At 65.9% G+C, this 13,687-nt stretch carries 7 protein-coding genes and 1 tRNA gene; 2 read left to right on the forward strand and 6 right to left on the reverse strand.

All coding sequences use genetic code 11. From position 1 onward, the window contains the following. Positions 1 to 48 precede the first annotated feature (48 nt). The 6 genes from K1X11_RS00090 to K1X11_RS00115 all read right to left on the reverse strand — a co-directional run bounded on the left by K1X11_RS00090 (position 49) and on the right by K1X11_RS00115 (position 11,819). On the reverse strand, positions 49 to 6,114 hold the full coding sequence (locus tag K1X11_RS00090; RefSeq protein WP_221029171.1) for a DUF3857 domain-containing protein: 6,066 nt from the start codon (positions 6,112 to 6,114) through the stop codon (positions 49 to 51). Between the two features lie 62 nt (positions 6,115 to 6,176). After that, positions 6,177 to 7,838: an aldehyde dehydrogenase family protein gene (locus K1X11_RS00095; RefSeq protein ID WP_324726046.1), complete on the reverse strand. Its 1,662-nt coding sequence runs from the start codon at positions 7,836 to 7,838 to the stop codon at positions 6,177 to 6,179. Between the two features lie 42 nt (positions 7,839 to 7,880). Further along, positions 7,881 to 9,467, reverse strand: a complete 1,587-nt coding sequence (locus tag K1X11_RS00100) for an aldehyde dehydrogenase family protein (RefSeq protein ID WP_221029169.1) — start codon at positions 9,465 to 9,467, stop codon at positions 7,881 to 7,883. 242 nt (positions 9,468 to 9,709) lie between these two features. Continuing rightward, entirely contained in the window at positions 9,710 to 10,606 is an 897-nt protein-coding gene (locus K1X11_RS00105; protein WP_221029168.1) for an FMN-dependent NADH-azoreductase, read from the reverse strand. A 321-nt stretch (positions 10,607 to 10,927) separates the two neighbouring features. Then, positions 10,928 to 11,017, reverse strand: a tRNA-Ser gene (locus K1X11_RS00110). Positions 11,018 to 11,087: 70 nt separating this feature from the next. Beyond that, complete coding sequence (locus K1X11_RS00115) at positions 11,088 to 11,819, reverse strand: energy transducer TonB (RefSeq protein WP_221029167.1); 732 nt, start codon at positions 11,817 to 11,819, stop codon at positions 11,088 to 11,090. 124 nt (positions 11,820 to 11,943) lie between these two features. Between K1X11_RS00115 and K1X11_RS00120 the strand changes: the two genes are divergently transcribed. Together K1X11_RS00120 and K1X11_RS00125 are read left to right on the forward strand one after the other, a co-directional pair. After that, complete coding sequence (locus K1X11_RS00120) at positions 11,944 to 12,411, forward strand: NYN domain-containing protein (protein ID WP_324726047.1); 468 nt, start codon at positions 11,944 to 11,946, stop codon at positions 12,409 to 12,411. Beyond that, positions 12,408 to 13,652: a DUF2851 family protein gene (locus K1X11_RS00125; RefSeq protein WP_221029165.1), complete on the forward strand. Its 1,245-nt coding sequence runs from the start codon at positions 12,408 to 12,410 to the stop codon at positions 13,650 to 13,652. Before K1X11_RS00120 ends, K1X11_RS00125 begins: the two co-directional genes overlap by 4 nt. Positions 13,653 to 13,687: the final 35 nt, after the last annotated feature.

A 13,687-nucleotide genomic window follows, 5' to 3' on the forward strand; every position in this document is an offset into this window, starting at 1 on the left:
GTGCGCCGCGGCAGGATGCCGCGGCCACGGTGCGGTGCGACGAGGGGCTCAGAGGTGTTCGCGGGCGCGGGCGAGGAGTTCGGCGCGGGCGGCGCGGCGCGGGGAGGTCAGGTCGCGTTCGAGGTAGAGTTCGAGATCGGCCACGGCCTCGGCGTAGTGACCGAGGTGGAAGTGCGCGACGCCGCGGAATCCGATGGCGGAATACCCTTCCGGTTGGCGGGCCACCGTGGCGTCGCTCACCGCGAGCAGTTCCTCCCAGTCGGCCGCGAAGTAGTCGCGATGCATGCGGATGAAGGCCTGGTCGTCCACGTCTTTGATGACAGTGAGGAGACGTTCCCAGAACCAGTCCTCGAGCGTCGCCTCCTGGCCGAGGAAATCGACGCACTGGAGGAAGCTGTAGATCGAACTCATGTCGACGAGGCTGAAGACATCGTGGCGCGCTTTGAGGAAGCGTTCCAAGGCGACTTCCTGCATCAGCTCGAGTTCGTCGGCGGCATCGACGGCGATCAGCACCTGCCGGGTGAAGGGGAAGTTGTGCAGTTGAGTGAGGATGTCGGGATCCATGCGGTTCAGGACGGTGTAGGCTTCGTCGTAGCGTCCGCGGGTGACCAGGAACTGGAGCTGAAACGCGTCGGTATCGACGGTTCCGATCTCCTCGCGCGCCTCGGCGGTGAACAGGGTGTCTGGCTGGGCTTCGAGGGAGCGCCGCAGGTCCATGATGGCGAGGAGGCGGCGCACGCTGGCGCGGGTGAGCGGCAGCTTGTCGCGCGGTGCTTCCGCGAGGAAGGTCTGCAGCACGGCGCGATTGGCGTGGTAAACGCGATCGATGTCGGGGTCGACCAGCCCGTTGAGATTCCACAGGAACTGCGAGCGGCGGGAGTCCTCGATGTCGGAGCTGAGCAGGAACTCGATGAGCGGCAGGCTGAGGTCGGGGTGCGGCACCACCAACATGTGGCAGGAGGACAGGACGTTGAGCAGGTCGGTGTGATCGACGCCGTTGAAGGCCGCTTCGGCGAGGGCGAGGGTGACGGCGCGGGCGCGTTGGGTGTGGCCCAACTCGTAGAATGACAAGGAGCCGAGCATGCGACCGAGGTTGGCGCGATCGGTCTCGTCGGTGAGAAGCACCGAGGTCAAACGGTCGCGCAGGGCGTGGAAGAACGGGCGCTCGGTGCGGGCGGTGCGCACGCTGCGCAGCCACTGGAGGCGCAGCGCGGCGGAGGTGTTGGAAACGGTGGAGCCCACTTCGAGTTGCTTCGCGGCGGCGAGGAACGCGTCGACCAGCGGATCGGCGTCGAGGTAGACGAGACGCTTGAGCTGGAGCTCGATGATCTCGGGCTCACCTTCTTCGAGCGGATGGTCGAGCAGCGCCTCGATGGCGGCGGCGATGGCGTCGGGTTCGCGCAGCGCGAGGGTCTCACCGGCGTTTTGGGCGAAGGCGAGCAAGTCGGTGAAGCGCTCCGGGAGTCCGGTATTGGCGGGGAGCTCCACGATCTCGCGGGCCTGCGCGGAGAAGCCGGCGCCGCTCAAGCGGGCACTGCCGTAGGATACGAGCGGCACCCGCTCGTCGAGGGGCCAGAGATCGCTGTCGAGGGCGGACTTGATCTTGGCGGCGAAGTCCGGGGCTTCGTCGAAGGCGACGAGCAGGGAGACGAGTTGGCGAAACGCCGCGAGGCGCACCTGAGTGGTCGGCGCGGGGGAGCGGGCCTGCAGGTAGTTGAGGCGCACGGTGCGGCCATAACCGTCGTCGTTCCACTCGTAGTAACCATCGTCGCTTGGCTCGCGCACACCCGGCTCGTCGAGAGTGGCGGGTTCGAGTCGGTCGAGCCATTGGAAGTTGTTGGCGGCCACCCATTGGTCGACCCACTCGGTGAGGGCGGCGCCTTGGCTGAGACTGCGATGCAGAATGTCGCGTTGCTGGCGCAGGGCTTTGACGAGGCCGGCGTTGGCTTGGACGCGCGGTTCTTCGAGTTCGCGCATGATCAGGTCGAGGCGTTCCTGCGAACGGCCGAGGGCGAGCAGGCGGTCGTGCATTTGGGCGACGATCCCATCGCGGAACTCGACGTCTTCCTGTTGCAGCACGGCTTGGGCAAAGGTGAGCGACTCCTTGTCTTCGGGCGTTTCGCGCGTGGCGTTCAACCAAATGAGCGCGGCGTAGTGCGCTTCGGCGGTGTCGGCGCCAAAGCGGTTGAGCACCTTTTCCACCCAGTCGGGGACCTGATCGAAGTGGCCGAGTTGGAACAGGAGCAGGCCGGTGCGGCGGCTCATGAGTTCGTCCACCTGCGTCCCGGTGTCGGGCATCGTGCGCACGACGGAGAGAAACCACTCGCGCAGGGCGCGGTTGAGCTCGGGCATGGGCTCGGCGGTTTCCTCCATGGTGTTGACGACCAGCTGCGTGCCGAAGGGCGTGAGGTGCATCAGGCTGACGAAGGTGTCAAAAACGCGCAGCAAGGCAGTCGTGTCGCGCGCTTCGATGGCGTTGGCGGCTTGGGTGCCAAGGCCTTTGAGGTCAGTGAGGTCAGGCACGGGCACGGGCGTGAGCTCACCCTCGCTCAGCTCGGCGAGTTGATTGCGCCAGGCGTTTTGCCATTCCGCCGCCCATGTCCAGTAGCGCCGCAGCTCCTCGGGGTGGTCGGTGACGAAGGGCAGGGTGTCGGTGTAGATCGGGGCGAGGTCGAGTTTCTCGCGATACTGCTCTTCGATTTCGCTGACGTCCTGGAGCCAGGCCATGGCTTGGTCGTAGTCGTGTTTGCGCAGCGACAGCATGATGCCGGGGAAGAGGAAGTCGCCGCCGTCGGTGTTGCGTCCCTGCACGGGCGCGAGGAGGCGGACCTGTTCCAAGGCCTCGCCGTAGGCACGCCGTTGCAGCGCGATCTGAGTGAGTTTGGCGTGGGCTTCGGCGAGTTGGTAGGGCTGCGTTCCGGGATCGTCGACGATGAGTTGGTGCACGCGAATCGCGGCGTCGAGGTCGTCGAGCGCGACCAGACCATCGCCGAGTTCGTCCCAAGCGCTCACGACTTCGGTGTTGTCCTCGCTCGCCGGCATGAGCACGGCGATGTCGCCGAGGCGGCGCAGGAAGGCGTCGTCCTGGCGGGAGGAGCGCAGCCACCAGAGGGCCCAGCGGGTGTATTGGGCGACCGCCTCTTTGTTGTCGTTGTGATAGAGCGCGAGGTTGAGGGCGGCGTTGATGACGGCGACGCCTTCGCGGGCGTCGTTGGCGCGTTCGAGTTCGGCTTCGACGGCGGCAAAATCGGCCCAAGTGGACGCGTCGCCGACGGCCAGCCAATCGAGGGAGCTGGACGTTTCGACCAGCTCCTGCAGGGCAAGGTAATACTCGCGCCAGGCATCGTCGGCTTCGAGGCGGCGGATGAGCGCGGCGAGACCAGGGGAGTTGGTTTCGTCGGACGGATTGGCGTCCGGGAGCGTGGCGGTGGCGAGGGTGGCGAAGGCAGTCAGCGCTTCATGCTGCTCGGTCGGAATGCTGGTGCTCAGGTAATCAAACACCTGATCGAGCACGCCGGGGGTGTTCTCGGGGCCGACCTGATTAGGCAGTTGTTCGAGCCAGGCTTGGGTGGCGGAAGCATCGGCGAGCTCCACGAGAAGGCGGGCGTGGTATTTGATGATGGCGAGCTGCGCGTCGGAATTGATGTCGGCGAAGCGGGCAAAGGTTTCGCGCGCCGCGGCGGGATCGTTTTCGGACTGGAACGCGCCGGCGTAGTAGGCGCACCAACCGCGCCGGTAGGGCGAGGCTTGGGTGTCATCGGCGACGTCCAGCAGGATGCGGATGCCCTCGGGGTCCTTGGCGTTGGACCAGAGGGCGCGACCGAGCAGGTAGCGGCCCCAGTTGAGGGAGCTCGGCGGCGCGGAGGCCCCAAAGCGCTGCAGCACGTCGCGCAGCTTGGCGATGAAGGTCTCGTCCCAGGTCCCATCGGCATCGAGCAAGGCGAGATACACGGTGGCATCGAACGCGGTTTCCGGTTCGTCGGGAAACCACTGGATGATCCGCTGCAGGGCGAGACGGCGGCGCAGGTCATCACGACCCTCCGGGTAACGGTTCTCCAACAAGCGCATCTGCCCGCCGCCGGTGGCGAGTAGGGGGAAGTCGGCGGTGGAGAGGGTTTCGGTCGCGACGGCGTCGGCGTCGGTGGCGTCCGTCTCGGACGGCGCTTCGCGGGTCAGCGTGGCGGGGCGATCGAGCCACGCGGTGAGGGCGCGGATGGCGCGATGGAAAACGGGGTAGTCATCGGGCGCGATGATGGGGCGTTGCGGTTGCCAACGCAGTTGCATGGCGAGTTCGCCGGGGCGTTTTTCCCAACGCGCGGAGATGCTGATACTGTCGGAGTTGACCTCAAAGGGCTCCGGAATCTGACCGGCATGCAGGTTGGGCGGCAGGGTGATGCGCGCGGTCAGGGATTCAGTGCGGGTGTAAGTGAAGTATGGATACGTGCGATCGTCGTCGGCATCCAGGTCCGGCAGCCAGTGCACGGGGAAGGGGAACTGCACCGTGAGGTTTTCGCTGCCGGGCGAAGGGCGCACGAAATAGCCGCGGATGGCGAAGTCGCCCACCGGGCCCTGGGTGGGCGTGTAGTCGAGGTCGAGGGTTTCGGAACCGGGGAAGAAGGCTTGCACGTCGTCGCTCAAGCCGGAGCGACGCCTCTGCGTGTCGCGGGCGTTGTAGTAGCCGGCGTAGAACGCGGCGTCGGAGCCGGTGGCCGCGAAGGTGAACCAACCGCTGAGCTCCGCCTGTTCGTTCAAGCTCGCTTCGGCCGAGATGTGAATGCCGCTGTCGTTGCTGGTGGGCGTGCGCACCCACACCGCTTTGCCATCGGCGAGCATGAGGACTTCGCGGGCGGAATCGGCGAGGGGTAGGAAGGTCGGGTCGAGTTGGTCGACGGTGGGATCGAGAAACCAGATGGAACCGTCGGCGCGTGGCACGGCGAGGATGGCGTGGTTGAACTGGTGCCACGACGGACTGCGGCGCTCGACGCGGCCGTGGTTGGTGGTGCGCAGCAGAACGATGTGGGACTCGATGCCTTTGGCGGCGAGCAGGGCGCGCAGCAGGTTGGCTTTGTCTTTGCAGTCGCCGTAGCGATTGGCCCAGACCTCGGCGCAGTCGTAGGGTTGGTAACCGGCGAGGCCAAACTCGAGGCCGGTGTAGCGCACGTCGTTGGAGACGTGATCAAACAGCGTGCGGATGATGGCGTCGTCGTCGGTCAGGTCGTCGGTCCACTCGGCCAACAGGGTGGTGAGTTCGGGGCCGATCTGGGAACGGTCCTGCAGCAGACCATCGAACCACGCGGCGACTTCGTCCCAGGACTCGAGGGTCGACAACCACACGGTGGGAGCGCGGAAACTGAAGGCGGGCGAGCGGCTTTCCCAATCCATGTCCGGGGAAGGACCGCGGGCCCAGGTGCGGCGGGAGCGGCCGGCGGCGTAGTCGCGCTCGTCGGTCGGCGTGGGCACGTCGGGGTGGGCGGCGAGCGCATGCACGCGGTCGAGATCCGCCGTCGGGAAATCGAGCACGAGTCGGGAGCGGAAGCGTTCCCAGCCGGATTGAAAGGACATGGAGGCGGCAAACTCACCCGGGAAAACCGGGTCGTCCTCACGCACCAGCACGATGGTGGATGTCACCGCGCCGGCCGAGACCATGGGGAAGATGACGGTGAGCTCCTCCTCGCTGGTGTAGAGGCTGTTGGCGGCCTCGTGTTGGGGGGCTTGCAGGAACGCACCGCGGGTATCGATCTCGCGCCGCGTGCCGTCGGGCAGGATGGTGGCGGCGTCGATCAGGAAGAGGGACTCGCGGGTCTTGTCGTAGCTGTAGGTGTTGGATCCGAGTGCCTCGATTGCGCCCTCCGTGCGCGCGTAGTAGATATCGTGATACACGCGGTAAGTCGTGCCATTATCTGCGCGGTAGTGGATCGTCTCGGCGAGAAGGGTGAGGCCGTTTTGATCCGTATCCGGATGGTGGTCACGCCCCGCCAGGACGTCCTCCAGCGGAGTCAGCAGGGGGGCAATCGCCTCGTGGTAGATCGCCGGTGCCTTGCGCTCGGGGGGGACTTGCGCGAAGACGTTGAGAGTAAGGAGTGGGGTGAGGAGGGCAACGGAGGCAAAGAGCATCCGTTTGAGGAAGCATGGCATCGCCGTCCGTTAACGGGAAACGGGGCGATGGGGGCAAGTCATTACCGGTCGTTCGCGGGCACGGGGCCGAGGGTCCAGGTGCCGTCGATGCAGCGCCAGAGGGCGGGGAAGGGACTGCGGTCCTGCAGGGTGGGCGGCAGGCGATGCGGACGCACGTGGTCGTAGCAACGCAGCGCACCAAAACGACGGAGCGAGGCGGGCATGCCGACGGCGGTGAATCCGGGATGGCCTCCGGCCGGAAAGGGACCGCCGTGCATCATGGCCGGCGAGACCGCGACGCCGGTGGGCATTTTGTCGTTGAGCAAACGGCCGACGCGGGGGGCGAGCCGGGCGACGAGTTCGTCGTAGAGCGCGTCATCATTGCCGTCTGCGGCGCTGTAGAGCGATCCGGTGAGCGAGGCGTCCAAGTGCTCGTAAACGGTGCGGAGTTCGTCGGCATCGCGAGCGACTACGAGCAGCGAAGCCGGACCAAACATCTCGCGCTGGAAACGGGCCGGGTCGGCGAGGTAAGTGCGGGCGTCAACGCGGAGCACGGCGGGACGCGGGTAAAACCCGTCGGCCGATGGCGCCGGTCCTCGGGCGACGAGGGTGGCGCCGGCGTCGAGCAAACCTTGCACGGCGTCGTCGAGTTCGCGTGGGAGTGCAGCGGTGAGCATGGGACCGGATGTGTGCTCGGCGAAGGTGGCGCGAACCCTTTCGAGATAGCGGTCGAGGCCGGCGCTGTCGGTCGTGAGCACGAGGCCCGGGTTGGTGCAGAATTGGCCGACGCCGAGCAGGCTCGATTCGCAGAATGCGCGGGCGATCTCGGTCGGCCGTTCGCGCAGCGCTCCGGGCAGGATACCGACGGGGTTGACGCCACTCATTTCAAAGTAGGCGGGCGTGCCGGTGGCGTCGGCGGCGGCTTTGATGGCGCGGCCGGCTTTCTCGCCGCCGGTGAAGCCGATGGCGCCGAGGCGCGGGTCGCTGGCGAGACGCAGGCCGTCTTCGTTGCTGCAGTGATAAAAGAGCTGCACGGTGGCCGACGGCAGACCGGTGGTGGTGGCGGCTTCGTGGGCGAGTTCGGCGAGCCGTTGGGTGGTGCCGGGATGGGCCGGGTGGGCTTTGGCGATGACGGCGTGACCGGTGGCGATGGCCGCGGCGAAATCGCCGCCGGCGATGCCATTGTAGGCGAAGGGGAAGTTGTTCGGCCCCATCACGAGGATGGGTTTGGCGAGCGGTTCGAGTTGGGTGCGCAGGTTGGCGGTCGTGTCGATGACCGGTTGGCGCCAGTTCTGGTCGCGGGCGCAGGCGGCAGCGTCGCGGAGTTGTTTGAGGGTGCGGGGAATCTCGACTTGGACGAATCGTGCGTCGGCGGGCAGGCCGGACTCGCGACTGGCGAGGGTGGCCAGTTCGTCGGTGTGGGTCACGATGGCGTCGGCGTAAGCTTCGAGAAAGGAGGCGAGTTGGACGGGGGACGTTTGCGCGAGTTCACGGGCGTCGCGGGCGGCGGAGGTGAGGAGGTGGTCGAGTTGCGACCAGGGGCTGACTGGAAACTGCTCGGGCAGAGACTCGCCGGTGGCGGGCGCGGAGGCGTTGAAGAAATCAGCATCGGCCGAAGCTGCGATCCATTCACCGTCGATGAGCAGAGGTTGGTTTCCCATGCCAACAAGGTAGCCGCTTGCGACGACGATGCGAGGCGGGCGGGCAAAAAGAAGGGCCGACATGGGTCGGCCCGGTTGAAGGGATGAAGGACGTGGCGGGGACGTTCAGCCGATGTCGGCTTGCGTCCACGAGCCGTCGATACAGCGCCAGAGCGTGCCAGTGGGATTTTTGTCCTGCAGCGTGGCGGGAAGGCGGTTGGGCCGCACGTTGTCGTAGCAACGCAGGGCGCCGAAACGACGCAGCGACGCCGGAATGCCGACGGCGGTGAATCCCGGATGGCCGCCCGCCGGGAAGGGGCCGCCGTGCACCATGGCGGGTGAAACCGCGACGCCGGTGGGCATCTTGTCGTTGAGCAGGCGACCGGCTTTGGGGGCGATGATCGGGACGAGGCGATCATAGAGCGCGTCGTCGGAGCCATCGCTGGCGGTGTAGAAGGCCGCGGTGAGGGAGGAGTCGAGGTGGGCGGCGACGGCGGCGAGTTCATCGGCATCGGCGGCCACCACCACGAGCGAACCGGGGCCAAACATCTCGCGCTGGAAGGCGGCCGGGTTTTCGAGGAAGGTCGCGCCGGAGACACGGAGGAGGGCGGGTTGGGCGCGGAAGCCGGGTTCCTTGGGTTGGGTGCCGCGACCGATCACTTCGGCCCCGGCGGCGGTGAGCGCGACCACGGCCTCGTCGAGCTCGGTGGGCAGGGACGGCACCAGCATCACGCCCGAAGGGGCGGCGTTGAAGTTCTCGGCGGCGGTGGCGAGGAAGGTTTCGGTGGCGTCACCAGCGATGGTGAGCAGCAGGCCGGGGTTGGTGCAGAACTGGCCGACACCGAGCAGGCAGGAGCCGCTGAATTCGGTGGCGAGTTCGGTGGCTTTTTCGGCGAGCGCGCCGGGCAGAAAGGCGACCGGGTTGACGCTGCTCAGTTCAAAGTAGGCGGGTTTGCCGACGGCGTCGGCGGCAGCTTTGATTTTGCGGCCGGCACCTTCGCTGCCGGTGAAGCCGATGGCGCCGAGGCGCGGGTCGCTCGCCATGCGATGGCCCTCCTCGTGGGAAGAGCGGTAGTAGAGCTGCACGGTGGCGGCGGGCAGACCGGCGGATTGGACGGCGGCGAAAGCGATCTCGGCGAGACGTTGGCTGGTGCCGGGGTGAGCCGGATGGGCTTTGGCGATGACGGCGTGGCCGCTGGCGATGGCGGCGGCGAAGTCACCGCCGGCGATGCCGTTGAAGGCGAAGGGGAAGTTGTTGGGGCCGATGACGAGGACGGGTTTGGCGAGCGGCTCGAGTTGGGAGCGCAGGTTGTTGGCCGTATCGATCACGGGCATACGCCAGTCGCCGGCGCGGGCGGCGGCCGCGGCCTGCTTGAGCTGGCCGGTGGTGCGCGGAATCTCGACCTTGGCGAGGCGGGGTTCGACGGGCAGGCCGGTCTCGGCGTGGGCGAGGGCTGCGAGCTCGTCGGCGGCGGCGGTGATGCCCTCGGCATAGGCATCGAGAAAGTCGCCGATCTTGGCGGGATCGGTCGCGGCCAGCGCGATGGACGCGGCAAGGCCGGTGTCGAGCAAGGCATCGATCTCGGCGGCAGTGGCGACCGGGTAGGCGTCAGGGAAGGTCTCGCCGGTATTGGGATTACGGGACGAAAAGGTGGCGGCAGTGGCGGCCGGAGCCTGCCAAGTGCCCGCGATGAGCATGGGGTGAACAGTCATGGACAAAGGGGGAAGGGGAGTTTGGGAAGGGGCATGGTGAAACCGTCTCCCGGCAGGCCAAGTGCCAACTCGGTCAAACCCTAGTCCAGTTTGGTGGATCGTAAAGCGGAGGTGAGGAGAGGCGCCTCCCGGATCTCGAATCCGAATCGAAATCAACAAGGGGGACCCGCCTTCGCCAAGGCTTCGGCGGACGGGGGGAGGGTGAGGTATCCGATAGGGCCGCTCCGGTTACACAACTGCGCTCACTTCGCTCGATCTCGACCCTCGCCTTTGGTTTTCTCCATATAGGATGAGCGGATCTTTTCAACGATTGTAGGCAACTTTGAGAAAGCGCGCGCTTTGGACTCTTCAAAGCGTTTGTCCCCGAATTCCTGATATTCAATGGAGGCACTCCAAGACCGGGAGACACCCAGATAGTGCGCTATGGTCTCTACGTGTGGGTGGAGATGGTTTTTCCCAGCGCGGATTCCGGATTGTTCAAAGCCAAACTCGCCCGCTGATGTCAGCAGGACCATTCGTTTCCCTTGCAGGATGGGCTCAATCGGAAAGTCACCCCGATCGAGGTCGAAGGAGAAGGTTTCATTCACGCGGATGACTTGATCGACCCAAGCTTTCGTCGCCGCAGGCAAACCGTAATTGTGCATGGGCGTGGCCAGAACCATGATATCCGCCTCGCGAAGCTCAGCGATTGCCTCATTCGAATAAGTCAGGACTTCGTTCATTCTATCCGTCCTTTCGTCGGCGGGCGTAAAGGCGGCCGCGATCCAGTCTTCAGTCACAAACGGTGGCGGGTTGCGACCGACGTCGCGTTCTATGATCGATCCTGCGATGCTTTTGGTGCGCCAGGAGTCGATGAAGGAGGAGGCCAGTTGACGAGAAAGCGAGCGCTCGCCACGCGGACTGCCGTTGATGAGGAGCAGGTTGAGTTCTTTTTTCACGATAATCTTTGGTGGTGTATCGATGATTTTTGTTCGTGTGCTCATTGTTTCCTTACCTGCAAGTAAGTGCTTCGTGAGATCCGGTTTATTTCGTTTCTGAGGAAAATATCGAATCGCCCCCTCCTCAAAGCGCTTCCCCCTCGCAACGAGGTGAACAAAACAATCGCAATAAGCACCACCCAGTAACTGCGATGAAACCACGGTGGTCAGTGTCGAGAGCCGCGGTCATCTCCGCGAGCTAGGCCGGTGCCGCACAACCGGAGGGCGTCCTCCTAACTAGGGGCGCCTCTCGGATTTTGAGGTCGAATCGAAATCAACAAGGGGGGGACCCGCCTTCGCCAAGGCTTCGGCGGACGAGTTTGGTTTCGCTGCGCGAAAGTGCTGCGCACCCGCACTGCGTGCGGCCCATCTCGGCTGCGCTTCGTCGAACCCTCTGAACGGGTTCTCATCCCTCCACAGCGTTCGGTCCGCGTGCGGCTTACCCGCAATCCAAAATCGATGATCGAAAATCCAAAATCACATTGGCGGAGAGGGAGGGATTCGAACCCTCGGGACCCTTACGAGCCCAGCGGTTTTCAAGACCGCCGCAATCGACCACTCTGCCACCTCTCCGGGTTGCTGTGGGGAAACTCCGACAGTTTGGGGCAGACTCGGGATGTCGAGTCTATCTTAAGCCCCTGTCTTACAAGGTGCGTTCGTCGCCACGGCCGGTGGTGGCGGCTCCGGCTTCGCGGCTGGCGTGGGGGCGATCGACGTGCTCCGCCACGTGCTCGGGCGCGGGGCGGGACCCGGTGCCTTTGAATTCGAAGGGCACAAATATCCTGGTCGCGACGTGATAACCTTCCTGCAGCGCGGGACGGAAACGCCAACGCAGCGCGGCGTCGATGGTCGCGTCGTTCAGCGAGGGGTCGGTCGACTCGACGACCGTGACGTCGGCTACATCGCCGGCGGCGGTGACTGAAAAGGCGATGAGAACTTCGCCGGCGCGGTCGGCCAACTCGCTGGGGAGGTGGGGAGTGACGCGACGGCGGGCTTGGGCGGGGTGCGAAGCGGCGGTCATGGCGGCCATGTCACGGGAGCCGAAACGCAGCGGTTGGATAAACCGCACGCGAGCAGGGAAACCGTTTTTGAGCACCGGGGCGAAGCGCCAGTTGCGCACGGCGCGCAAGCAGGGCACGGCGAGACCGGGATCGGTGGCGCGTTGCACGGCGGCGTGGATGACCCGGCCGGACTCGTTGATTTCGACGTAGAGGTCGACCTCGGCGCCCGAACGATAGATGTCGGCGGGGACTGAGGGTCGGCTAAAATCGAGCACCCGCGGCCGTTCCACCAAATCGTTGGCGGCGGTCAGGAGCGTGCCAGAGACGATGAGGCCAAACAGCAGGGCGGAAAGGGTGATGCAGCGTTTTCCCATAAGAGCGACCTTGAGAGGATCGTCGCAGGGAGAAGCGACTTGAGGGTTTTGCCCGGCGGTGGGGGCACTTTGTTGAAAGAAAGCTGGTGCCGCGGGCGTTACAGGAGTCGAGATGTGCGTGCTCGTGTCTGAATCTCTCCAACATCTTCTGGTCGACGGTAACAACGTGGGACGGGCGTGGCAGGATGTCGGCAAGCTCTGGCGTCGCGACGCCAATGCGGCGCGTCAGCAGGTCGTCGACCGCGTGCGGGATTGGCATGACGTGATGGGCTGGCGGGTCACGGTGGTCTTCGACGGGCGCGGGCGGGAGTTGGCGGTGGAGCAACCCACGGGCGAGGCAACCTTTGTGGTGGCCTACTCTCCGAGCGGGGTGACGGCCGACACGGTCATCGAGCAATGGGTGGAGCGCTCGCGCGACCCGCGCTCATGTGTGGTGGCGACCGGAGACGCGGCGTTGCGCTCGACAGTCACGGCGAGTGGAGCCGAGGTGATCAATACGCGCGACCTGCGCGCGTGGTTGGAGCGGGCCGGCGAGACGGCGCAGCGGCGGCTGTTGGCACGGCGGCGGGAAGGCGGTGGAGACGCATCATGAGCGCGGACGACGCCACGCAGGTGATGGAGCTGCAGGGCCTGTATGGTCCGTTTCAGTTTCCGGAACTGCTGTTGCAACGCATCTGGGCGGAGCGGGCGTTTTGTGTGAGTGACGGGCGGACGGCGAATGGCGAGGCGGTGCGCATCGACACGGTCGGGCGCTGGAACCGGCAGGGCGGGCCGGACTTCAAGGGGGCGCGGGTCTGTGTCGGCGGGCAGTGGTTGCACGGTGACGTCGAGTTGCACCTGCGCGAGGAGGACTGGCGCCACCATCGCCATGCGGCGGACCCGGCTTACAACGAAGTGGTGCTGCACGTGGTGCTGTTTCCGCCGGAAGTCGGCACCACGACGCGCGGGGCGCAGGGGGCGATCCCGGTGCTGCCGCTGCTGCCCTTGTTGTGGCACGACCTCGAGGAGTATGCGAGCGATGCGGCGGTTTCGGCGATCGCGGCGCGACCGGCGGATCGATTGGCAGAGGATTGGTTGGAACTGGATGAGGAGGCCCGGGCCGAGCGGGTGGAGCGGGAAGCGCGGCGGCGTTGGACGGCGAAGATGCGGTATGCACGATTGCGGGTCGAGCGCCTGGGCTGGGAGTCGGCCTGTCATCACACGGCGCTGGAGATTCTAGGCTATCGCTTTAACCGGGCGCCGATGCTCGAGGTCGCGAGTCGCTGGCCGTTGGGAGAGTGGCGGGGTGGAGCGGTGGACCCGGAGGCGGCTTATGAGGCGCTGAGCGGTCGCTGGTCATTACAAGGCGTGCGGCCAGCCAACCATCCGCGCAAACGTTTGGCGGCTTATGCGCGCTGGATTGGAGAGGGCACGGAGGCGTGGCCGCGGGTGTTGGCGCGAATGGCGGAGGCGTGGCCAGCGGCGACGCAGGTCGGCGATATCCGCGAGTGGCGGCGGGAGGCGGGTTGGAGCGACTGGCGCGCGAGCGTGATGAAGGCGATTGGCGCGGCCGAGGTGGTGCCGCGGCCGCGGGCGGACAATTTGTGGGGTGATGGCTTGTTGCCCTTGTTGGCGGCACGAGGAGGGGAGGCCGGCGAAGCGAGCTATTTCCCGTGGTGGTTTGGCGCGTGGCCGGGCGATCAGCCGGGGGCCATTGTAAAGGCGGCGCGGCTCATCGGTTTGGCCGATGGTGGCCGTCGGCATCCCTTGGCGTGGGGCCATGTGCAGGCCTTGTTGGGGTGGCAGCACGCGCGCGATGCCGAGGCGTTGTCGGCCAGTGGGCGGCGGACTTGACAAGGATTTTGCGCACCAGCTACGTTCAGCCCTCA

Source organism: Actomonas aquatica, from assembly GCF_019679435.2.
Taxonomy (GTDB): Bacteria; Verrucomicrobiota; Verrucomicrobiia; order Opitutales; family Opitutaceae; genus Actomonas; species Actomonas aquatica.